The organism is Glutamicibacter sp. NPDC127525, from assembly GCF_042672105.1.
GTDB lineage: Bacteria > Actinomycetota > Actinomycetes > Actinomycetales > Micrococcaceae > Glutamicibacter.
In genome coordinates this window covers 100,591-123,997 of sequence record NZ_JBHXVN010000009.1, presented here as the reverse complement: position 1 = coordinate 123,997, position 23,407 = coordinate 100,591, and the positions used below count along the sequence as shown (strand labels likewise).

Below are 23,407 nucleotides of genomic sequence, written 5' to 3'. Positions count from 1 at the left end.
ATTCCTGTGACTCAAATCCTGCCCCTACTCTTGGAGACAATCAACTAAGACTGAAGCAAAGGAGCTGAAATGTCTGTGGAAAGTGAATCATTGACGCAACTCGCGCCGCGCAGCATGGCGGGCGACGAAATTGTCGTAGACCAGGTTTCGCAAACGTTCCGAACACCAGACGGGAACGATGTGCTGGCGCTGGACACCACGAGCTTGCGCATAGAACCCGGTGAGTTTGTTTGCCTCGTTGGGCCCTCCGGATGCGGTAAAACTACCGTGCTCAATATGGCTGCTGGTTTGCTCCAGCCGACCACAGGCCGAGTCACTCTGGGCGGTGAAGTCGCCCAGGAGGGTAACCCCGATGTTGGTTATCTGCTCGCCCGCGATGGCCTCCTCCCTTGGAGAAACGCCGTTGCCAACGTCGCACTGCCTTTGGAACTACGTGGCGTGGCCAAACGCGAAGCCCGCGAACGAGCTGCCGAGATGCTCGACTCTGTCGGTCTGGGAAAGTTTTTGAAGTCCTATCCTTCCCAGCTCTCTCACGGCATGCGTCAACGAACGGCCCTGGCTCGCACTCTGGTGAGCCACCCCGGCACAATTCTGATGGACGAGCCCTTCTCTGCCTTGGATGCCGAAACCAGGATGCGTTTGCAGGGAGTGTTCTTGCAACGGTGGGAAGAACAACGAAGCTCAGTCGTCCTTGTCACCCACGACCTGGCCGAAGCCATTGTCATGGCAGATCGCGTCCTGGTTTTCTCCGCGCGACCCGGCAAGATCATCGCCGAGTTCAGCATCGATCTACCCCGCCCCCGCAACGTCCTCGAACTGCAGTCCAGCAGCGAGTACCACAAGTACTACCAAGACATCTGGTCCGTCTTCCGTGAAGAGTTGGCATCATGACTATTAACATAACCCCACGCAGCCTCACCCCTGTAGGTTCCCAAGACGCTGCCGAAGTCGCACACAAAAAACGTAAAAGAAACCGCCGGAAGCCAAGCGGGGGCGCAATGAGAGCCACTCTCATTCCTACCCGCCACTATCCTTGGGCAGTACCCCTGGGATGGCTGACGCTCGGAGCCTTGCTCTTCGGAACTTGGGAGCTGCTGGCTGGCAACGGTACTTTGAACCCGGTTTACATCAGTCAACCGTCAAAGATTTTGATGGCTTTTTTTGCCTCGTTCTCCACGGATTTGCTCTCTGTGCATGCTGTGTCGACTTTCACCGGTGCCATTGTCGGATGGGCGTTGGCCTCGATCACAGGTGTCATCGCAGCGCTCTTCCTTGCGGCTTCTCCCTTTATGCTCCGGGTGATAGAACCTTATCTAACCGCCGTCAACGCGCTGCCCCGCGTCGCGCTGGCCCCGATTTTCCTACTGTGGTTCGGTATTGGACTTGAATCCAAAATTGCCTTGGCCTTCAGCCTCGCATTCTTCGTTGTCTTCTCCAACACACTCGCCGGAGTCCAAAGCGCTGACGGAGATCGACTGATGCTAGCCCGAGTACTTGGCGCTAAGAAGCTCCAAACCTTTACTAAGTTCGTTCTGCCCGGAGCGATTCCAGGAATTTTCACTGGACTGGAACTTGGATTCATCTTCGGCATGCTAGCTACCGTTGCAGGGGAAATGATCGCCGGCCAGAGTGGACTCGGTGTCCAGTTGCAATACTTTGCCTCAGCTTTCCGCATGGATCAGTACTTCGCCACCCTCATCATCCTCGTGGCTGGGACCATGCTCATATCTTGGGGCCTGCGGTTCGCCCGCCGCAAGCTGCTCCGCTGGCAAATTGCCTAACCACTCTCAGTCCTAGAAAATCCCGTACACGCTCTGTACGAAGAAGGAAATATCATGACGATCAAAACGAACTTCAGCTCACTGTCCCACGGAGAACTGCTGAACAAGCTCACTCTGACCGACCCTGCGGCACTCCTCCTAGCATTGGTTGAAATGACCGGGGACATGGACTTGCTCGTGGATTACAAGCCCTACATCACGGGGCCAACCAACGTCGACGTCAAGATTCCCCAGGAGAAACTGAAGCGTTTGCACCAGCTAATGGCGGAACACCTTATGAATTCGGGCATCAGCGAAGACAGCGTTGGCAGCGAAGACGTTATTAGGGTCCTGGCCGACACAGTATCGGGACGCATGATGTCGGAGTCGGAAAAAGATCTGGTCCTCAAAGAGATGGGAGTGCTTGCTTCTGCTCACATCGACTGGAACTCGGATCGACCCGAACTTGCGGACTCCTTTTCGGTGACCATTATTGGGGCCGGCATGTCCGGGATTGCAACCGCAATCCATCTGAAGCGCATGGGCATTCCGTTCAAAATCTATGATTCCAATCCGGAAGCCGGGGGAACATGGCTAGTCAACACCTACCCGGGGTGTGGCGTGGATATTGCCAGCCATTACTTCTCCTTCTCCTTTGCCCGCAAGACAGATTGGAAACGCTATTACGCCAAGCAACCTGAAATCCTTGCCTATCTTCAGGAATGCGTGCGGACTTTCGGGCTTGAGGAGCACATCACTTACGGCGCCCGTGTCAACAGCGCGACCTATGACGAGGCTGAATCCGAATGGGTTCTGGATTTAAGCGCGGAGAACCGCCGCCAAACTGTGCGCAGCAAGATCCTCGTCAGCGGCCTCGGCCAGCTGAGTGTTCCTTCAGTTCCCGATCTTCCGGGCCGTGATAAGTTCACCGGCAAGGCTTTCCACTCCGCTGACTGGGACCACACCGCAGATTATGCAGGAAAAAAGGTCATCCTTGTCGGCAATGGTGCAAGTGGTAATCAGATTGGCCCGGCCATTGCCCCCGAAGTCGCACAGCTGACCGTACTGCAACGCAGCCCCCAGTGGGTTGTCGGGGTACCTGGCTATCTGGAAGAAGTTCCGGAAGATGTGCAGTGGGCTCTGCAGAATATCCCTGCCTACGAGCGTTGGTTCCGTGTGCGGACCATGGTGTCAATGAATGACATCATGCGGCCCTCCGCACTGGTCGACCACGAATGGAAAGCTGAAGACGGCACCATCAGCCAGGCTAACCAGGAACTGCGCGATCGGCTGGTCAAATACATGACCGAGGAACTTGGCAGCCGTCAGGATCTTCTATCCGATTTGATCCCCTCATTCCCGCCGCTTATGAAGCGCATGCTTCGCGACAACGGATGGATCCGGATGTTCCGCCGTGAGAACGTTGAACTTGTCAATTCACGTGCCGTTGAATTTTCCGAGAATGGCATCGTTGATGGTGAAGGCAGAGTGCATGAAGCGGATGTGGTCGTCTTTGCCACGGGGTTCAAGGCAGCCCGCATGCTCTCCTCCGTGGACTTCACCGGGAAATCGGGCGTAACCATCCGCGATTCCTGGGGCGAGGAAGACCCCCGCGCTTATCTCGGCATGACCGTTCCCGATTTCCCCAACCTGTTCGTGCTGTATGGACCCAACACGAATGTCGGTGTCGGGGGGAGCATCTTCTTCCAAGCGGAGGCCCAAAGCGGGTATGTTGCCACGATGATCCGCGACATGATCGAGAACAACCTGAACAGCATCGAGGTTCGGAGCGACGTGTTTGAGAACTACAACGCGCGCATGGACAAGGAACTTGACCGCATGATTTGGTCGCTGCCAACCGGCTCGACCTGGTACCGCAACTCTAAAGGAAGGGTCACCGCCAATATGCCGTGGACCTCGCCCGATTACTGGCAGATGACCAGAGAAGCAAGCCTGGACGACTATGTGATTGCGCCCCTGAGTGCTGTCTTGGATGAAGTCCGGACAACCGGAAACGTGAAGCAGGATGCAGCGGCTAATGTCTGAGATCAGTCAAGATCATTGCTTTGTGGAAAAGACCACGCCGTATGAGCCAGCTTCTCGTTCACTTGGGATTGTGTTCATTCACGGGTTGGGAGGCAACTCCAACGTCCATTTCCCTTTGCGTCAAGCAGTGGAACACCTGTATCCCACTGTCGCACTGGATCTGACCGGACTCGGCCGAAGCAAGGACCGTTCCCCGGACGGATTCGGCAATTGGATTCAGGACGTCAAGCTAGCCATTGAACAGCTCGGCGACGTAGAAGGAGTACTTCTTGTCGGGCATTCGCTAGGGACTCTTGTCGCAAGACATATTGCTGCTCATGAACCCAGAGTCAAGGGCTTGGTTCTTTTTGCCCCGATTGCCGGACCAGACGTTTCACAACGTCCGGCTTTTGCGGCCAGGGCGTCTGCAGCTAGAACGGACGGCATGGTCAGGGTTGCACACGATTTCGGGTTGGGCGGGCTGAGCCACCATACGATGACCACCCGACCTGTGGCAGTTACCCTGGTGCGGGAGTTCCTCATGGGGCAGGATGCCACACGTTACGCAGAGTGCTGCATCGCAGTCGGCGAGGCCGGCGAAGCCTTGCCGCCAGCGGATCCCAGCGCTTCGGTGTTACTGGTCAGAGGCATCGAAGACATGGTCTCCACGGCGGAAGAAACGGCAGCCTGTGAGGCTGCATTGGAACCCAACCAAGTCCAAACCGCCGTGCTGGACCGCGTGGCCCATTGGCCAACAGTAGAAGATCCCGAAGGATGCATCGAATTACTCCTGAGCTTTCTGGTCGACATCGACCAGACGTCGAGCATTCACTCCTAAAGCAATCACAATAAAGAAGGAACACCATGAAACCTCTTGAAAACAAAGTCGCCATTGTTACAGGTGCAGCCCGAGGTCTGGGCCTGAACTACGCCAAGCGTTTGGCTGCAATGGGTGCCAAGATTGCCATCAGCGATCTGAACCTTGAATCTGCCGCGGAGTATGAGACCGAGAAAAGCCAACTGGTCGATGGCAGTTTGGAAAAGACGCTCGCCCAGTTCGGCACCGATGTCTTTATGAAGCAGGTCGATGCGACAGATGAGGCCGCGACGAAGTCCTTTGTCGACGACGTGCACCGGATGTGGGGAAGCATCGACATCGTCGTGTGCAACGCCGGCGGTGGCGGGAACTTCGCAGCCGCGCAACCTTCGCAGATCGAAGCGAGCGCCATGCAAGCAACATTCGAACGCAACTTATACTCCACCGTTTATACGGTCGGTGCCGCGGCCCCATATATGAAGGAGCAGAAGTCCGGCAAGATCATCACCATTTCCTCCTTTACCGGTGTCATGGCGCTGGGTGAAGGGCATGGCTCAGACTACGCAGTGGCCAAGGGTGCAGTGGCGCACTATACGCGCTATCTGGCCCAGGAACTTGGTTCACATGGCATCAATGCCAACGCCATTGCTCCTGGTTTCATCGCAACAGGTCAATTCAGTGAACGGCTTGGTGCCTCAGATCCCGAGCGTCTCGAGACTTGGACCAACATGAGTGCGCTTCGGCGTCTGGGCAGGCCCGAGGACTGCACGAATGTCGTCGAGTTCCTTGCAGGCCCGCTCTCTGATTTCGTCACGGGTCAAGTCATCTGCGTCGATGGCGGCATTCTCCGCGGCGCCAGCTAAATCCTTTACACCTTACTTCCCTTTTCCTAGCAAAACCCTCTTTACGAAAGGCATTCGCCATGTCTCTTGGGTCCAAATCTATTGCTCGACGAGTCGCCATCCTGGCCACCGTCGCATTCTCCCTGACCGCGTGTGTTAACAATGCCACTCCCACGGCGGACATTCCCGGTTGCGAAACTACATACCCGGTGAAATACCAATGGTATGAAGGAAACGTCATTAATATTCAGGCAGCCGTGGCCGAGAAAAAGGGATTTTTCACCGAAAACTGCATTGCCGGCACACCGGTGACAATTGCCTCTACTCCTGCCTCCATGACTGCCTTGGTTGGCGGGGAGGTCGATTTCATCAACTCTGGACCAGACAACATCCCGCCAGCCCGAGCCCAAGGGATAGACCTGAAAGTCGTCTCAAATATTCTGACGCGACCGATATACAGTTTGGTGGTCCGTGAGGAGAAGGTGGGAGCAACCTTTAAGGAAACGCTTAACAACATCCAGACTGTGGGCGTTGTCGCTGTGGGCGGCAGCAATGAGTTCCACGCACACGTCAACTTCTCGGACAACGGCATCGATCCTGCCTCGAAGGACTACATTGCCCTTGGCCAAACCTCCACTATGCTGGCCGGACTCGAAAACAACAAAGTCGATGCGGTCTACTTCTACGGAACTGCTCAAGATGTTGCGGTCGCCAAAAACTATGGTGTCATGGTTTCGGATACGCGCAGGTCCGCCAGCGCAAAAAACCCTGTCCCCGAGACTCTGAAGACCATCGGTAAAACATCGTTGCTGTGGGCCGCTCAAGATAGCTTCCTCAAGGAAAACCCGGAAGCTGGCAAACGATTCAAAGAGACGATGACAAAAACCAGTGATTGGATCAGGGATCCCAAGAACCGGGCTGAGCTCTATCAGATCATGAAAGACCAGCTTTCAGTCCCGGCCGATCTTCCGAATGCCGACAAAGTGTTCGAAGAATCCGTAGATACGTATGCCGCGAACGTGGATGCGGCATTGGATCTTTCCGCACTGCAGTCTTACATCGATTTCACCGAGACGACACGCGAGATTGAAATCACCGAAAAGGCCGCCGACATGGTCTGGTCAGATACCCAGAAATAGCCAGCGTTCCTCGACTGGAACTGTCGAAAATTTCATCGGCGGCGGACAAAAGCTTGGCTTTAGTTTGCTTCTTGGCAGGCCCGGACATCATGCCGGACAGCCTATTCAACTCTCATATTTCGTTTCAGCGATCATTGGATAAACAGGCAGTGCTGCCCGTTTAGAAAGCTTGATCCTTCATCGGCAATAATTTGCGATGACTAAACGTGATATCTGAGACCCGCACGCACAACGCATCTGATCTCAAATGGAGAAAATCATGTCATCCAATCAAATTGTCACTTTCATCGGTCTGGGTGTTATGGGGCTGCCCATCGCAAAACTCATCAGCGACGGTGGCTACACCGTTCGCGCCGTTGATTCTTTTCCCGATGCCCGGCTCCGTGGCAATGAGATGGGTCTCGAAACTTTCGCTACAGTGGAAGAAGCAATCGGAGGTTCAGATTTCATCCTCATGATGCTGCCCACCGTGGAGATTTCCGACCAAGTTTTTTCGTCGGTGCTTGCTTCGGCCGACAGCGGTTCGATGATTATCGAAATGGGCACCATCGGCCAGCAGGCCTCGGCTGCTCATGCCGCCCGAGCGCGCCAGGAAGGCATCCGCTACTTGGACTCACCAGTCATCGGCGGTGGCCGGCAAGCAGCGGAAAGCGGCCAACTCAAGATGCTTGTGGGCGGGGACGATTCCACGCTTCGAGCCGCCGAAGCCCTTCTAGGCTGTTTCAGTGCCCGGATTTTTCATGTAGGCGATGGTGATGGAGTGGGTCAATCTATGAAGGTCATCCACAACCTGTTGCTGGCAGGCATCACCACGGCAACTGCAGAGGCCCTAGTCCTTGCTGAAAATTTGGGTGTCGAGGCAAAAAAATCTTTCGAAATCCTGCAATCATCATCAACAAATTCATTTGCTCTTAAATGGCTCTTTGAGCCAGCACTGCAAGACGATTACTCAGGCGGCGCCAAGGTCGATATCCTCTTGAAAGATCTTCGGCTGGCCATAGGGGATGTGGCCAAGTCTTCACCTCCAGAGGCTTGGACCGTCGCGAATCAAGCGCATCAGCTCTACGAACGTTGCCAGGAAGCTGGCTATGGAGCGGATGACATGGCGGTAGTCTATCGATTGCTGCAGAATGACGCAGCTCTTAGGGGCCGTGGAGGGAATCAGGAGCACTCGTTAGTGGAACATAACCTTGATAATTCGCTATTCGAACCGATGACCCTGCGCTCGGTAGAGATCCCCAATCGTGTGTGGATGTCTCCTATGTGCACCTATTCTGCGGCCCAGAGTGGGCCGGAGATCGGAAGCCCCACCGATTGGCACCTTGCCCACCTAGCCAGTCGAGCAGCGGGAGGAACAGGTCTCGTCATGGTCGAGGCGACGGCCATTCGACCCGAAGGCCGAATCACGCCTTGGGATCTAGGGCTCTGGAACGATAGCCAAGAGGCTGCCTTCGGGCGAATTGCTCACACCATTAGAATGCTTGGAACAGTTCCCGCCATCCAACTCTCACATGCTGGACGTAAGGCGTCTTCAGACCGTCCTTGGTTAACCGGGAAGCAGCTTCAACCTTCAGAACAGGGCTGGAGAACAGTGGCCCCTAGTCCAATCCCATATGGTGACCGGAACGAACCTCACGAACTCAGCCACCAGGAAATTGCCGAAATCGTGGACAGTTACGTCAACGCCGCCCGTCGAGCCGCCAGGGCGGGATTTCAGGTAGCAGAGATTCATGGTGCCCATGGTTATCTTATTGGTTCCTTCCTTTCTCCCTTTACCAACTGTCGCACCGATAAATATGGTGGATCGTTTGAAAATCGCACACGATTTGCACGAGAGATAGTCGAGGCTGTCAGGAAGGTATGGCCCGCCCAGTTTCCGCTCCTGTTTAGACTCTCCGCTACAGACTGGTTCGAGGAGAATCCTGAAGATGAACGCCAAGGTTGGGAACTCCAAGACACTGTCCGCTTGGCTGGCCTACTGCGGGAACTGGGAGTGGACCTGATAGATATGTCCTCTGGTGGACTGGTACCAGACGCAAAGATAATTTCCGGCCCTGGGTACCAAGTTCCTTTCGCTCAATTAGTTAAGGAAAAGGTTGGAATGCCGGTCGCAGCAGTAGGGATGATCACCAAGGCGGATCAGGCCGCTGGGATTATCAATGATGAGAAGGCAGACGCAGTTTTCCTTGGCCGGGAATTGCTTCGCAATCCCTACTGGCCGCTTCATGCCGCCGAAGCTCTCGGCCACAACTCAGACTGGCCAGTCCAATACGGATACGCCTTGAAGACGCTGGGCAGAACATTCCAGCAATCTGCGTAGCGGTCGGCTTGATGTGCGAACCATTTCTCAGGAGATCTGCCGGTAATCTTCTTAGGAACTTCCATGCCATGTTCTTATTTCACAACCTATTCGTAACGAATATGGCAATGGAGCATGCTGGAAAATATCAGTCAAGGGTTGAGAACGATACCGCAATTCCAGATAGCCAGATTGACCTTTTGCTGGACCAGTGAGCAGTAGGCTGCGGGCCTTGCGAAAGTCAGCCTGGCGCGGTACTACGGTGACAGATCAAGTCCCCTTGGTCCAGTACAGGGAGAAGGAGGGAACCAATCAGTATGTCCATCTTCGCGCTAACCCGGGAATTTCATGAAGACGGGTAGTCATTAACTGACTTAAAAGAAGAAAAGGTGATCTGAACTGGGAAAATGGGAGTGTCTAAGCTTCCAAAATACCCGTTCAAAGGATCACCTTTTCTTTAATGGTGTTTTGTATCGGGACATCGGTAACAGTTCTGCATCAACACATCGGTGACACTTCCACGATTAAAGCGGTAACACTTCCACCCGAAAATTAACTCTTTGGCACAACAACAGCCCGCCAGCACAACCCTTACGGGTCAACTAGCGGGCTGCTGAACTGGAAAGTGTGAAAAATAATGATCCAGTCGACTCGACGATACGCCTAGCCATCACCCAATGGCCAGATAACGCACCCAGAGGATCAGTGACCGCCTTCTGCACTGAGCACGGAATCAGCCGCAAAACGTTCTACCAAATCCTCAAACGGGCCCGCGAAGAAGGCCAAGCCGCCGCGTTGGAACCGCGTTCACGCCGTCCAAAGCGCTCTCCGGAAAGCACCAACGAGGCGCTCAAAGACCAAGCCGTCGCGGTCCGCAAAGCACTGGAAGAGGCCGGGTGGGACCACGGGCCCATCAGCGTGCACGACAAAATGCTCAGCCTCGGCATGAAGGCCCCATCCATCGCGTCGCTGGCCAGGATCTTCAGGGAACGCGGGGTCATCACCCCGTCACCACGCAAACGTCCCAGATCTTCTTACCGGTCCTTCCGCTACCCCCTGCCCAACGCCTGCTGGCAGTTGCACGCCACCGAATACCTGCTCGAAGGCGGACGTAAATGCGTGATCTTCCAGCTGCTCGATGACCATTCCCGACTGGCAGTTGCCTCGCTGGTCGCAAGGACAGAGAACAGCAAAGCAGCGGTGGAAGTCTTCCGCCGAGGCGTTGCTGCCCATGGTGTTCCGCAACGGCTCTTGAGCGATAACGGGGACGCCTTGAACCCTATCCGCCGCGGCGTGGTCAGCGAATTAGTCGCCTACGCCAATAGCCTGGGGGTCGCGACGATCACGGGCAAACCGTATAAGCCAACAACCCAGGGAAAGAATGAGCGGTTGCATTCGACGCTGTTCAAGTGGTTGAAGAAGCAGCCCTACGCCAAGGATTTACCGGCGTTGCAACGGCAGGTCGATGTCTTTAACCATGCCTATAACAATGAACGGGGCCATCAATCCCTGGAAGACCGGATGACACCTCAGCAGGCATGGGACGCGACCCCGGTGGCTGCTTCACCAGAGCCTGGATACGCGCTGAAATACAGTACCAAGCCACCAGGCAAAGCCATTTCTGAACCGGTTGCTGACTTTGCCGGACCTGTCGCTGAGCAGGTCGGTACTCCTGCCAAGCTCATGGCAACGTTGCGGTCCGAGGATATGGGCAGCAGCGGTGAGCAGTTGATGCGTGCGAACAAGAACCGGTGCATCCGAATCGCCGGGGTAGAGATTTATCTGGGCAAGCTTCTACGCAGCACGCCGCTGAAGGCTTGCTGGGATCAGCAGGAATTGATGCTGGTGACGATGCACGGTGAACTCATTGCCAGATACGATTTCCCTTTTCCAGAAGGAACGAAATATCGGAGCTTGAAGCATGCGACAGCCCTGTTCGAAAATCCTCGGGAAGATCAGTGAGTGTTACCGATGTCTTGATACAGCAAGTGTTACCGATGTCTTGATGCAGTTTTGTCACCGCTGTCCTGATACATGACACGTTTTTCTTATAACAGGCACGCGCATAGCCAGGGGCATTGTGTGGCAAGCTGGTCACTCTCCCCGTGGTGTTCCATTCGAATCGGTATTCTCAATTCAACTTCGTTCAGCTTCATGATTCGGCGGTTACATGGGCTCTGCTGCAGCAAGTACTGCCCAAAGGAGCGCTGTGACAACACCATGCATGAGTCTTTCCAGTTGACGAAGCAGGCTGAATTCGATGAACTGCACTGCCGGGGCATCCGGTCGGGTGCGAAATATGCAGTGCCTCGGTGGATTGAGATTTTCTTTAGTAGTTTTCGGCAGCATTCATGCCTGGGGATGGTTCTTGCAGTGGAGTTTTATCAACTGGCTTACGCCTAGAATATTCTAGTTGAAGCGCGAGAATCCCCGGATTCTCCATGTCCTAAGCCATTTAATGCTGAAACATCGAACGCAGTTGCGAGCGGATAATCTCGCAACTGCGTTCTAATGGGTTCTTAGTTTCTCCCCCAATGACCTCAGTTAAAGTAGACTCCACCATTAGCTTGGATTACTTGACCGGTAATGGCCCCCGCTCCCGGGGTAAGCAGGAAGTTGACGGTCTCAGCAATTTCACGCGGGTCGATGAATCGTCCAATTAGGGAGGATGACAAGATTCGGGTCTGATCTGATTCACTGAGATTTTGTGTCATAGGCGTGCTGGTCGCAGCTGGGGACACCAAGTTCACACGTGTGCCCCACTCAGATAATTCCCGAGCGTACCCCCTTACCATGCCTATGACTGCAGCTTTCGAAGTCGCATAGACACCGCTGCCCATCAACCCGCCTCCTGTATTTGCAGATACGCTGCCCAGGACAACAACTGAAGAACCACTAGACCTCATGAGGTACTTGGTTGCAGCTGAAATTGAGTTATGCACTCCTTCGACGTTGATCGACATGACTCGCCGGAACTCTGCCTCAGTGACATCTTTGAGAGGTGTCTGGCACACGATCCCGGCGGCGGCAACCAAAGCAGTTGGACTGCCAAGAGTATCCGTGATCGTTTCGAATGCTACTTCCACTTTTCGACGATCTGTGACGTCGGTTTCAATGGCAAGGTGCAAATGCGGTTCAGGCAGGACGGCTAATGCCTTTTCGCCTGCCTGCTGGCTGATATCGAGAATAGCTACTCTGGCGCCACGAGCAGCGGCAACTTTTGCGCATTCGAGCCCGATTCCTGATGCACCACCAGTAATGACTACAACTTCAAGATTCTCGGTCTGATTCATTTTGATCCTTTGGGTGGTCTACAAGATTGCTATTGCATTTGCTGGGCTGCCGACTCCGCCGACGAGGTTCAATGGCTGAGCGAAAATGAATGACTCGTAACGGTTCAGTTGGTGGCATCTCTCTGCAAGTGAATCCAGATTCCATAGCTCGCCAAGGGAAAACCCTAGCAAGGGAATAAGGATACGGTGGAGCATCCCAGTGTGGCTCGAAGTTTCAAGCCGACCTGATTGTTCCGCTAATGTAGAAATCGAGGTCCGGTTGGGAGGCCATGCCTCGACAGCAATATTATCTGCGGCAACGACTGAAATTTTCTGGTCCCACAACCATGCTGCGATGTCTTCGCTTTGTTCCAGCCCAGCACTGTTTGTAGAAGGTTTCTCCACGGTTGCGTAATGCTGTAGCCACCCGAAGCGCAATAGCAAAATATCGCCTTCCCTAGTTTGCACTTTCTGGTGCTTCAGCGTGGATTCCAAGTCCTGAACTGAGATCTGTTCAGTGTCTTGATGATTGATCGGTAGACCAATACTGTCCCGATATCTTGCTATGTCTAGTAGCAAACCCCGTCCAGCGATTCCATGTTCCGCGACGCTCTGGATCCCCAAAGTGGAAGTTCCCTTGGTTATGGAATCGTCAGGGAAGCCATTATAGAATCCATGATCCGGATGCGCGAAGTGGCGGAGGCTATCAAGCTGAGTGGAAGATTGCGGATAAAAATTATCTATCTTGTCGTCACGGTGAAACTTGTTGAGACCGAAAACTTTATGTTCGAGTGCACCGCGATGAGCTATCAGTGGCGGATCAAAGTAATCAAGCGGGAGGTTCAAGTTGAACCGTTGTCCGGTCTTGATGAGGCCGGATGCTTCGACCACGCGCTCATTCGACAGCAGGTTCAACGTTCCGAGCTGATCTTGGTCGCCGAAGACTCCCCAAGCTGTTCCTGGGTGATTGCGCTCAGGTGATTTGAGTTCCTCATAGGATGGCCGTTCTCCGGCAGCCATTCGAGTACGTGATCGATGCATGGGTCCGCCTCCTTACTTCTTGACTTCGTGGATCTCGATCATGTTGCCAGCGGGATCGGTGAGGAAAATTTGGTGCCAGCCTTCGACAGACCAAATTCCCCAGTCATCGAATGGAATTCCATGATCCGTCAGCTGTTGCTTGATCTCTTCGATGTTGTCAGTTCTAAAAGCAAAGTGTCCGCCGATCAACGGATTGACTGAATGCCCTTCCTGCGCCGCAAGGTATGGCTGACGCTGCGTGGCATGGATTTGCAACTCCTCAGGGTCACCAGCCTCGAAGAATTTCGCACCGGTATCCCACTCTTCGTCACCGCTTTTCCCCTCACTCCCTTTAGTGGCGATCATTGCTGGCGACGGAAGCATGTCCAGGCCCAGTGCATTCTTGTAGAAATCAGTCAGGATCGACATATCGTCGGAGGTGACATTGACGTGGTGTAGGCGTAGATTTGCCATGGTCTTCCCTTTCGGTTGGGTGTGGAAGTTATTTATCGGTTCTGTAGGCGTCGAGTTTTTCAGGATCGATTTCAATCCCTAGCCCAGGATCGTCGGTCAACAGCATCTCGCCGTTTGAGATATGCAGGTCTTCGGTGAGCAGGCTGTCGCTGAGGTCCAAGTAATTCGAAAGTTCGGCGGCATAACGTGACGTGCTTCGTTGCGAGGCACCGAAATGCAGCGAGCAGATGGTACCAATATGAGCGTCTATCTGGTTTCCGATCACCGCTTGAATACCCAGACCTTCGGCAAGGTAGGAGACCCTCAACGAATCAGAGAACCCTGTCCGTGCCGTCTTGATGCTGACAGCATTGGCAGCCCCAGAAAGGACTTCCCTCGTGATATCCGCGGGCGTCGGCGCACTTTCATCCGCAACGAACGGAATCGACGATTGTGATACCAACCAGCGACGTGACAAAACGTCATCCGCTGGGCAGAGCTCTTCCGCCCTTGCCAGATTGACGTCTTTTAGTTCTCTGAGTGCATGTGCTGATTCTGCTGCAGTCCAGCCGCGGTTCCCATCAATGTAGATTTCTGCGTCCTCCCCGAGCGCTTCACGCACGGCACGGCAAACAGCAATATCTGGATGTGAAGGAGTTCTGCCAACTTTGATTTTGAACGAATTGATCCCATACTTTTCGCGAAGGGCCAGAGCTTCGTCCGCCATTCGAGCTGGTTCGTCGAATCCAATCATGTGGCTAACTTTTAGCCGATCCGTGAAACCACCCAAAAGCCTGTGCACTGGCAGACTTGTGGCCCGGCCCAGAGCGTCCCAGAGCGCAATATCAATGGCCGCTTTAGCGGTCAGATTTCCAACTGTACGATCAAGCTTTGTCTTGATGATCTCACGATCAAGTAAGCTATGCCCAACCATTGCCGGCGCAAAGAGCTTGTTGATTACAGCAACGATGGATTCTTGAGTTTCACCATAAGTGTAGGGACGGGGCGGCGCTTCTGCTATTCCGACAATCCCGTCTCTTGTACGGATGCGGACAATCACATTATCAGCGACTGAAATTGAGCCACTGGCAAACGCTAATGGTTTGCTGTAGGGGATTTCATATGGAATTGCTTCAACGGCAACAATTTCCTGGTCAAAGCCCATGTCCTTACTCAAAGTAACGCCGCTTTGAGAATGGAGCTGCATGTCTGTCACTGAATTCCTAACTGTGTCTTGGAAGTTGGGGGAAGCATTTACTAAGGACTAGACCAAGCCGGAGATTCCGCCAGTTCGCTTATCGGCCCATCGCGTACCGAAAAATACGCATACTGCGGCAAGCGCAAACGAGCCCGACATGATAAGCAAACCGGTGTCGGTGGAACCTGTCAGATCTTTGAAGTATCCCAGGATGTACGGACCAACGAGTCCGCTCACATTTCCAACGGCATTTACGAAAGCGATGCTCACTGCAGCCAGAGCTCCCGCATAGACCTGCGCAATCGTTGCTTGGAATGTGGATAGGACACCAAAGAATCCTGCTGCTGCGAGAGACATTCCAACTAGGGAGGCTACAGGGCTGCCTGATACTACGCCCAAGAACAATCCAACTGCCGAGGCAACCATCAAGCCTGTCATATGCCACGTTCGATCACCAGTGGCCACAGTCGTTTTTGCCACAATAGCCATGACAGCGATGGATACCAGCCACGGAACCGAGGAGAGGAACCCGGATCCGATCACCCCTAAGCCGAACTGCTCCTTCACGATCGTGGGAAGGAAGTAGGTGATCGACCAAAAACCCGCGAGGATCAAGAAGTAGGTCAATGCAAAAAACCAAACTGAACCCTTTTTCAGCATCTTAGGGATCTGACTCAGCCGATGAGAAGCCTCAGATTTTGACTGAGTAACAGATGCCTCGAGCATCACTTTCTCTTCCTCAGTTAGCCATTTTGCTTTGGCCGGACTTGAAGGAAGATTGATGAAGATGATGATTGCTAGCGCAATCGCGGGTAGCCCCTCTAAAACGAAGACCCAACGCCACCCGGCAATGCCAGCGATTCCATCCATCGTTAAAATCAGAGTCGTAATTACAGTCCCCAGACACAGCGCCACTGGTACCGCCAGGTTCAATGCGGCCACTGCCTTCCCTAGAGCTTTCGGTGAATACCACATGGCCAGGTAAAGAATAACTCCCGGCGAATATCCCGCTTCTGCCGCTCCGAGCAGGAACCGCATGACATGCAAGCTCCACTCAGTTTGCATGAGCGACATGAGAACGGTCACGGCTCCCCAAGTCAGCATGATGCGTCCGAGCCAAAATCGAGCACCATACTTGGCAAGAGCCATATTGGAAGGAACTTCCAATACCAAATAGCCAATGTAGAAGAATCCAGCAGCCAAGGCGAAGGATGAGGCCGTAAGTCCTAAATCGAGTGAAAGCGGTTCGGAAATAACGCCCAGGTTGGCTCGATCAATGTATGAAATGAACATGCCTAGAGCCAAAATAGGCATTATGCGCTTGGTGATTTTCCGGTTGAGCTGACGCTCAGTACCGGCCTTGCGGGTGGTATCTATTTGCATCGGGGACCTCGTCGTCTGAATTTCATGACCTCCGCTGTAGGCCATGTCACATTCGAGAATAACGACAGGTATTGATTAGAGTCCAATACTATTCAGGAAAGGATTATTCTCAATATTTGATAAGTCTGGTGTGGGAATAGCAGCCTCTGATACCTCTAAAACGCTCCTCAGAGCGGCCGAGCTATTGTCTTTCCTCCACGCCAGAGTCGCGAACATATGCTTAGGCCTAATACCCATCAGTGGCTTGTAGGCGATCCCTTGACTTTGAGCACCTTGAGTCGAGCTTAAAGTAATGGTTACGCCAGCACCTGCAGCTACAAGCGCAAGCACTGTGGCCGAGTCAGGGGCTTCCTGGGTGATGTTCGGGTTAAAACCTGCAGCCACGCAAAGCGACAGCATCGTTGATTGGAGGATTGACCCCTGAGTCGAGGGGAGGCTGACAAACTCTTCATCGGCCAGCAAGGAAATGTCAATCTCATCCAATGCGGCCAAGTGATGATCCTCCGGCAACGCGCATATGAGACGCTCGATTTCGATAATCCTGCTGTCCAGCTCATCGTTCGAAGTAGGTAGACGCGAAAAGGCGAGATCCAGAGTGCCTTCTTGCAACATCTCCATTGCCGTGTAAACGTAAGTCTGAGAGTGCAACTGCAGATCGATTTCAGGGAACGCCTGGCGGACGGCACGCGTAAGTCTCGGAAGGGATCGATAGCTTGAGGCGCCTGCGAAGCCTATCGAGACCACACCAGCTTCACCGGACACTAGAGATTTGGCAACATCCGAGAATTTACGCATTGTCCGCAGGGCGTGGCCAGCCGGGGCGACCAGCTGTTGCCCAGCCGAGGTCAACCGGACATTCCGAGTGCTGCGGTCGAACAATTGGATGCCGAGCTCCTTTTCGAGCTGTTTGACCCTCATGCTCAGCGGAGGCTGGGACATGTGAAGCTTCTCAGCTGCCCGGCCAAAATGCAGCTCTTCAGCTACTGCCAAAAAGGCTTCGACTTCCTTAAATTCCACGTTAGCACCTTTCGAGTGATCAATATTTTGAATCAATATACACTCTATTTGTATTGGACTCAGTGGTAATACGGGACTTAGTGTTTCCTTGCAATCCCTAACTTCAATTGGTCAAGATTGGACAAAAATGAGTGAAAGATTATTGGTCACCGGTGGCGCTTCGGGTATTGGACGAGCAATTGCAGAAAATGGGCTGAAATCGGGATGGGATGTAATAGTAATCGACCGGGATTCAGCACAGTATGGTCACTCGCTGATTGCAGACTTGTCGGACACAACCGAAACTGCTGATGCACTGAGTGAAGCGCTCTCACATGGTCCGATCACACGCTTGGTAAATAATGTCGGCGCGGTATTCCCTGGACCGCTAGAGGAGCAAACTCTTGAGCAAATCAACGCATCGATGGCCCTGAATCTCCGAACGGCCATTCAGGTGTCCCAGACGCTGATCCCTGGCATGAAATCAACTGAGTTTGGACGCATAGTGAATATGACTTCTCGGGCGGCGCTTGGAAAAGAGCTACGAAGCGTTTATGCTGCAGCAAAGGCTGGTTTGATCGGACTGACTCGCGTCTGGGCACTTGAACTGGCGCAACACGGCATCACAGTGAATGCTGTTGGTCCTGGGCCAATTGCTACGGATCTCTTCCTTGCGGCAAATCCTGCCGAGTCAAACCAGACGAAGGCCATTATCCAGGGGGTGCCGGTGGGACGGCTCGGCAAACCTGAAGATGTTGCCAATGCCGCTGGGTTCTTTCTGGAGGACAAGACAGGGTTCGTTACTGGCCAGACACTTTATGTTTGCGGAGGACTTACAGTCGGGACCAACCCCTTCTAGATCCGTTGCCATACTCAGAAATTGCAAAAAATTTGAACGCAGCAATTCGGAAAATTTTGAGTTCATAAACGCTGAAAAGCTGTGAAGGATTGAGCGTGTTCGGACGAACAAGATCCAGCAAATATTGAAAAATGTTCAATCAGGATATCGTTTCACATTGTAACTAAATCATGTTTCGAGCAACCTCCCACTATCTGCTGGTTGCCTGCAATATGTCAGCCTCCCGTTTGGAGTGCGGAAACGCGATTACGCGCCAAACGGAGAGCCCCAACAAGATAGCGATATCTTTATGACGAGGTGAAATTCTCATAGCCTGAGGCTCTGGTATCCGGCAGAATCGCCCTAGACTCATCAATTTGTATCAAACCAAGATAGGCCACGCGACGGCCCATGGCATCGACATGCAGACAGGGACCGAACAAAGCCGTTTTGATTTCCCCCGGCTCGTTGCGCTGGTCGCACTAGAGGCAATTTGCCTGTGGATACGTTAGGCATCGATGCATCCTTCAAACTGCACCAGAATGAACCAAGCCGGGGCCCTTTGGTAGGCCCCGGCAGTCCTTTGCTCCACGGGAGGCATCTGCTAAGCAGTGCAGTCAGTTGAAAACCATACCGCCGTCGACAAGGATCGACTGCCCGGTGATGTAATTCGAATCTGGTCCGGCCAAGAAGGATACGACACCGGCAACCTCGGCAGGTTCAGATAGCCGCTCCATGGTAATGCCACTTGTGAACTGCTCCCAGCCCCAGGCTTCCGGTTTACCGGCGGAGACTGCAGTTTTCTTTGCCAGATCCTCCATCAGGGGTGTTCTTACAATCCCCGGGGCGTAAGTATTGACTGTGATTCCGTACTGCGCCAGGTCCCGAGCCGCTGTCTGGGTCAGTCCCCGAACCGCGAATTTTGTGGCCGAATACAGGGCAATGCCTGGATTTCCGATGTGCCCGGCTTGTGACGCTGCACTAATGATCTTGCCGCCATGACCGAGCTTCCTGAAGGCCTTGGTTGCTGCTTGGATTCCCCATACAACTCCGTTGAAGTTGATAGAGAAGATCCTATCGATGCTTTCGGGCGTGATCTCGTCGATCGGGGATTGAGGGGCGATACCGGCGTTGTTGACAATGACGTCGAGCCCACCGAGTGTAGCTACGGCTTCATCGACACATGCAAAAACACTCTGCCTATCGGAAACATCCACTTGCACCGCAGTTACCCCATGGTCCTGGCCGCCCAAGGTGCGTGCCAGCTGTCCTGCACGTTCGATATTCAGATCTGCGATGGCGACCTTGAATCCATCTGCATGAAGCCTCTCAACGGTTGCTTGCCCGATGCCCTGTGCACCACCGGTCACAAGAGCGACCTTACTGTTCCCTGTCTTATTCATCATGACTGTTCTTTCGTTTGGATGATTCGGCACTTGTGATGGACAACCTCTGAAAGCGCCGGGACGTTTGCTTCTGGAAAACCTTGTCTCATGCCACTGGTGACCCGCTCCGCGAAACGTTCGAGGATTCTCGGGCCCCCACGCCTGTTGCGTGTTGAATGTTCATTTAGGACCGCCGCTTCCGATTGTCCGCAACGGGAATGCCGCCTCTTGCCCCAGTGCGGGATGTCCTACGAGATTCCGGTTCAAAGCTTGAAGCGTACCTGTAGGATCGTCCCATGCCTGACACGCCAAATCTGGAAGTCGCTTTAGGCTTTCCACAGTTCAGAGGCGCCACCAGTCAGGCATTGACCAGAATCTCCTGGCTAGTTACGAAGTTCGGGAAACCGCCAGCGGACTCTGTGATGACAAGATCCCGAAATGCTTTTAATCCACCCAGATAGAAGAGCACGGTATGTTTCTTGCCGGGAATATTCGCGCCGAAGATCCAGGAATCGGCCTTGGGAAAGAGCGTGGCATTGGCGATGTCAGTGCAAAGCTCAGTCCACCTTGTTTCGGCTTCCGGCTGTACGTCCATCCATGCAGTTTCATTGGATCGAAGATGCTTGATGGCTAACCCGATGGCTTCGACCTGCGCTTCAATGGAGGGGACTAGGTTAGTGAACGGGCTGTTCGGGCCAAGAACCATGAACATGTTCGGGAAGCCTGCGGTAGAGATGCCCATGTAGCTGGTCGGGCCTTCGCTCCAGTGGTCTTTGAGGGCCACCCCGTCGCGTCCGGTAATGTCGACCTTTACATAGTTGCCATCAACCGCATCGAATCCGGTGGCCATGACAATGACGTCCAACTCATATTCCGTCCCGTCCGCCAGCACGATGCCGTTCTCGTTCAAGTGGGCGATCGGATTGTCCTTGACCAAAGCCACTGAGACATTTTCACGGTTGAATGCCTCGTAGAATCCCGAATCGCACTGAGGACGCCGGGCGTATAGATCAGTCGGGGTCAACGCTTTGGCTGTGTCCGGGTCCTTGACGATCTGTGCGATCTTCCTACGGATGAACTTCGCGGCTTCCTCATTGGCCACCGGATCAGTCGCCAAGTCGGAAAAGGTCTCGAACATGAATCGGAAGCCACCGCCTTCGTTCCATGCCGCCTCAAAAATCCTTTCGCGCTCTTCAGAGCTGACGCTCATGGCAGGAGTAGTGCTTTCTGCAAAGCCGAAGGCTACCGAGGAGCCCCGAACTTGTTCCCACGTTTTCTCGAAGTTTTCCTTATACGACCTTTCCTCAGCTTCAGTCAAAGACCGGTTACCCGCTGGAACGCTGTACTGCGGAGTACGGATAAAGGCAGTAAGGTGCTTGACGATCGGCGCGGTCGATGTGATGACCTGGTTGCCGGTGGATCCGTTACCGATCACCCCGACGCGCTTTCCGGTCAGATCCAGATCATCAGGCCAGTTCCCAGTGTGGACGATCCGCCCCTGAAACCTCTCAACGCCTTGGAAATCCGGGATGTTGGTGGCCGAAAGCAGACCCAGGGCTGTGATTAGATATTGCGCCTCATAAGTGATCCCGGCGTCCGTTCGAATACTCCAAATCGACTTGGCCTCATTGAACTCAGCCCCAGTCATGCCCGTCTCCAGACGGATGTGCTCACGCAATCCAAATCGGTCAACAACGCCATTGAGGTACTTGAGGATATCGGGTTGCTTGACGTACTTGCTGCGCAGTGGGTTGTCCTGGTACAAATCCTTGTCGAATGAGTATTGGTAGACGAAGGCCTCGGAGTCAGATAATGCACCCGGGTACTTGTTCCAATACCAAGTACCGCCGACGCCGGCCGCCCGATCGATAGCTTCAGCACTCATTCCAAATTCATTGCGCAGCTTGTGCAGTGCATGGATCCCGCCGAACCCGGCACCAACGACCAACGCATCAACCGACAGTGTTGTCTCTGGGACTACTTTGTCCATGAGAACATTCCTCCAAAATTCTTCTCGTAACCTGCTACGTGCATTCCATTCTGTGCGATGGAACACATCGGCGGTTGTTCCACTTTGAAACACCTTTCTCCAGCCTCTGCGCATGACAGTGATACTTTCGACGCATCAGTCGGCGCTTCACGAAACGAGCGCGTATGATCTAGATCTCATAAGAAGAATCCGCAATAACGGGAGGCGAGTCATTGAGCGATCCTGTCCGTGCTTCACGTGACCGTCTAATCCAACAAGGGTTGCAGGACTCTTGGATGGAGCTGGAAAACGTACCCGACGTGGTCGCAAGGAGTTGGCGTAGATCATTAGGAAATGCCGTCCCCAGCGACCGTGAGCCGAGATATCTACATGACTTCGACCCCGAATCGTTGCTCTGCAGGGCAGCCCTTCCGGTTCTCGATCGCTGGGAACAACAATTGGTCGACACCGGCACTACGCTATTCCTCAGTGACCGCGGGGGGCAGATTATTGCTCGTCGTTCCAGCGACCGTACAGAATTGAACCGGTTAGATAAAGTCAATGCCGCTGAGGGTTTCGACTACTCGGAAGACGGGATCGGCACCAACGCCCTAGGCACTTCATTGGCTGAGCGCTCTCCGATATTCATCAAGGGTGCTGAGCACTATAGCGATATCCTGCAGGTGAACGCTTGTGCCGCGTCTCCAGTCACCGCGCCTAGCGGCTTGATTATAGGATCCATCGCGTTGGGGAGTTCTCATGATTCTGCTAGTCCGCTGATGCTCTCGATGGCCAGAGAAGTAGGGCAGCAGATTGAACGCCGCCTCTGTTCGGCAACAAGGCCTCAAGACCTTGCAGTTGCTCTATCGTTCATGCGCTACGGTAATTCGAATCGCCCGACAGTAGTCATGGATCAGGAAACTGTATTGGCGAATAACCCAGGATTACCCTACGTCACTGTGGAAATACATGTCATGTTATGGGAGTTGTTTCGCGCTCACAACTGGGATAGCCATCCGGACTTCAGCCAGGAGCTGGAAGGAGCATCGCTACGTGTCACAGCTCGCCGCATCGCCGAAGGACCAAACACTCATTACATTGCCTATTTCGCCGACACGGGCTCCCTGGCTTCCCCGAGGCGCCCTATCGCACAACACGAATTCTCGACTGCCAGGGCCAAACAGAATCAGCATAGCGAGGGTGTCGTCGTCAATGCCGGTCCGCCGGGGTCTGGACGTGCGACCGCACTCAAGGCACATTTCAACCGGCACGACAGACCACCTCACTCGGTGGTCGTGGCTGCGGGGCACCCCGTGAACTGGGGCGAAGTGGGACGCGCTCTTGAATCCGGCCAAGATGTCATTGTTCGACGCGCCGAGGCCCTGGGTCCGGACCAGGCACGAAAGCTTGCCCTCATTAGCTTCGATCATATGCAGCAATGGAAAATAGGAGTACGGAGAAGTCTTCTGGGGATTACCGTTCACCTTGATTTGGCCACGAAGCCACTCGTCGACGTTCTCAATGACATTGGAATCTCTGAACGCATCAGGCCGCTGAACGCCACTCCGGAACGGATCCCGCTTCTAGTCAAGTCGATTCTTGACGCAATTGACACCAAACCCCTCCATACATTTTCCCCCGCCGCGTTGCAGTCAATGACGCAGTGGGACTGGCCTGGAAACATCAGCGAGCTTGCCGGCGTCGTCAACTATGCGATTGAAGTAGCTACAGCTTCAGTCATTGAACGTCGACATTTGCCTCAGCATATTCAGGCAGCCCCGCCTCGGAAGAAGATGACTATGATCGAGTCAGCTGAGCGTGAAGCAATTATCCAAGCTTTGGAAACTGCGGAGGGGAACAAGTCCGACGCGGCAAAGCTGCTGGGAATCGGGCGAACCACTATTTACCGGCGAATGAGGCAGTTGCGAATTTACACCGACGAACGATCCATTTAATTCGTCAAGCCGGTATAGCCAATGAACCAAAGTCCAGGAGCGATCCAAACGTGCTC

The 23,407-nt window shown here is 53.8% G+C and carries 18 protein-coding genes; 10 read left to right on the top strand and 8 right to left on the bottom strand.

Translation table 11 applies throughout. The annotated features are described in order from the left end of the window. Positions 1 to 69: 69 nt before the first annotated feature. From ACFVHU_RS17340 to ACFVHU_RS17305, 8 genes are all read left to right on the top strand, one after another. Entirely contained in the window at positions 70 to 891 is an 822-nt protein-coding gene (locus tag ACFVHU_RS17340) for an ABC transporter ATP-binding protein (RefSeq protein WP_388025661.1), read from the top strand. Further along, on the top strand, positions 888 to 1,781 hold the full coding sequence (locus ACFVHU_RS17335) for an ABC transporter permease (protein ID WP_388025658.1): 894 nt from the start codon (positions 888 to 890) through the stop codon (positions 1,779 to 1,781). Before ACFVHU_RS17340 ends, ACFVHU_RS17335 begins: the two co-directional genes overlap by 4 nt. 54 nt (positions 1,782 to 1,835) lie before the next feature. Next, entirely contained in the window at positions 1,836 to 3,806 is a 1,971-nt protein-coding gene (locus ACFVHU_RS17330) for a flavin-containing monooxygenase (RefSeq protein WP_388025655.1), read from the top strand. After that, entirely contained in the window at positions 3,799 to 4,623 is an 825-nt protein-coding gene (locus ACFVHU_RS17325; RefSeq protein ID WP_388025653.1) for an alpha/beta fold hydrolase, read from the top strand. Before ACFVHU_RS17330 ends, ACFVHU_RS17325 begins: the two co-directional genes overlap by 8 nt. A 26-nt stretch (positions 4,624 to 4,649) precedes the next feature. Then, positions 4,650 to 5,465: an SDR family NAD(P)-dependent oxidoreductase gene (locus ACFVHU_RS17320; protein ID WP_388025650.1), complete on the top strand. Its 816-nt coding sequence runs from the start codon at positions 4,650 to 4,652 to the stop codon at positions 5,463 to 5,465. A 59-nt stretch (positions 5,466 to 5,524) separates the two neighbouring features. Beyond that, positions 5,525 to 6,583 (top strand): ABC transporter substrate-binding protein, encoded by a 1,059-nt coding sequence (locus ACFVHU_RS17315; protein WP_388025647.1) that lies wholly within the window; start codon positions 5,525 to 5,527, stop codon positions 6,581 to 6,583. Between the two features lie 259 nt (positions 6,584 to 6,842). Next, on the top strand, positions 6,843 to 8,903 hold the full coding sequence (locus ACFVHU_RS17310; protein ID WP_388025644.1) for an NAD(P)-binding domain-containing protein: 2,061 nt from the start codon (positions 6,843 to 6,845) through the stop codon (positions 8,901 to 8,903). Positions 8,904 to 9,539: 636 nt separating this feature from the next. Beyond that, positions 9,540 to 10,844, top strand: a complete 1,305-nt coding sequence (locus tag ACFVHU_RS17305; RefSeq protein WP_388025690.1) for an integrase core domain-containing protein — start codon at positions 9,540 to 9,542, stop codon at positions 10,842 to 10,844. 578 nt (positions 10,845 to 11,422) lie between these two features. Here the strand turns inward: ACFVHU_RS17305 and ACFVHU_RS17300 are convergent. The 6 genes from ACFVHU_RS17300 to ACFVHU_RS17275 form a co-directional block, all read right to left on the bottom strand. Further along, the gene (locus ACFVHU_RS17300; RefSeq protein WP_388025641.1) at positions 11,423 to 12,175 is read right to left on the bottom strand and encodes an SDR family NAD(P)-dependent oxidoreductase; all 753 of its coding nucleotides are present in this window, start codon (positions 12,173 to 12,175) and stop codon (positions 11,423 to 11,425) included. An 18-nt stretch (positions 12,176 to 12,193) separates the two neighbouring features. Beyond that, positions 12,194 to 13,195, bottom strand: coding sequence for a cyclase family protein (locus ACFVHU_RS17295; RefSeq protein ID WP_388025638.1), 1,002 nt, complete (start codon positions 13,193 to 13,195; stop codon positions 12,194 to 12,196). Positions 13,196 to 13,207: 12 nt separating this feature from the next. Continuing rightward, the gene (locus ACFVHU_RS17290; protein WP_388025635.1) at positions 13,208 to 13,648 is read right to left on the bottom strand and encodes a VOC family protein; all 441 of its coding nucleotides are present in this window, start codon (positions 13,646 to 13,648) and stop codon (positions 13,208 to 13,210) included. Between the two features lie 28 nt (positions 13,649 to 13,676). Beyond that, positions 13,677 to 14,834 carry a mandelate racemase/muconate lactonizing enzyme family protein gene (locus ACFVHU_RS17285; protein ID WP_388025687.1) on the bottom strand — a complete coding sequence of 386 codons (1,158 nt, stop codon included), beginning with the start codon at positions 14,832 to 14,834 and terminating at the stop codon, positions 13,677 to 13,679. A 57-nt stretch (positions 14,835 to 14,891) separates the two neighbouring features. Next, positions 14,892 to 16,208: an MFS transporter gene (locus tag ACFVHU_RS17280; RefSeq protein WP_388025633.1), complete on the bottom strand. Its 1,317-nt coding sequence runs from the start codon at positions 16,206 to 16,208 to the stop codon at positions 14,892 to 14,894. 75 nt (positions 16,209 to 16,283) lie between these two features. Beyond that, on the bottom strand, positions 16,284 to 17,225 hold the full coding sequence (locus ACFVHU_RS17275) for a LysR family transcriptional regulator (protein WP_388025631.1): 942 nt from the start codon (positions 17,223 to 17,225) through the stop codon (positions 16,284 to 16,286). A gap of 127 nt (positions 17,226 to 17,352) precedes the next feature. Between ACFVHU_RS17275 and ACFVHU_RS17270 the strand changes: the two genes are divergently transcribed. Next, positions 17,353 to 18,063: an SDR family oxidoreductase gene (locus tag ACFVHU_RS17270; RefSeq protein ID WP_388025628.1), complete on the top strand. Its 711-nt coding sequence runs from the start codon at positions 17,353 to 17,355 to the stop codon at positions 18,061 to 18,063. A gap of 596 nt (positions 18,064 to 18,659) precedes the next feature. Here ACFVHU_RS17270 and ACFVHU_RS17265 read toward each other — a convergent pair. Both ACFVHU_RS17265 and ACFVHU_RS17260 read right to left on the bottom strand, forming a co-directional pair. Then, on the bottom strand, positions 18,660 to 19,448 hold the full coding sequence (locus ACFVHU_RS17265; RefSeq protein WP_388025626.1) for a (S)-acetoin forming diacetyl reductase: 789 nt from the start codon (positions 19,446 to 19,448) through the stop codon (positions 18,660 to 18,662). Between the two features lie 337 nt (positions 19,449 to 19,785). Further along, positions 19,786 to 21,417 carry a flavin-containing monooxygenase gene (locus ACFVHU_RS17260; RefSeq protein ID WP_388025623.1) on the bottom strand — a complete coding sequence of 544 codons (1,632 nt, stop codon included), beginning with the start codon at positions 21,415 to 21,417 and terminating at the stop codon, positions 19,786 to 19,788. A 275-nt stretch (positions 21,418 to 21,692) separates the two neighbouring features. Between ACFVHU_RS17260 and ACFVHU_RS17255 the strand changes: the two genes are divergently transcribed. Next, entirely contained in the window at positions 21,693 to 23,351 is a 1,659-nt protein-coding gene (locus tag ACFVHU_RS17255; protein ID WP_388025620.1) for a sigma-54-dependent Fis family transcriptional regulator, read from the top strand. Positions 23,352 to 23,407 lie beyond the last annotated feature (56 nt).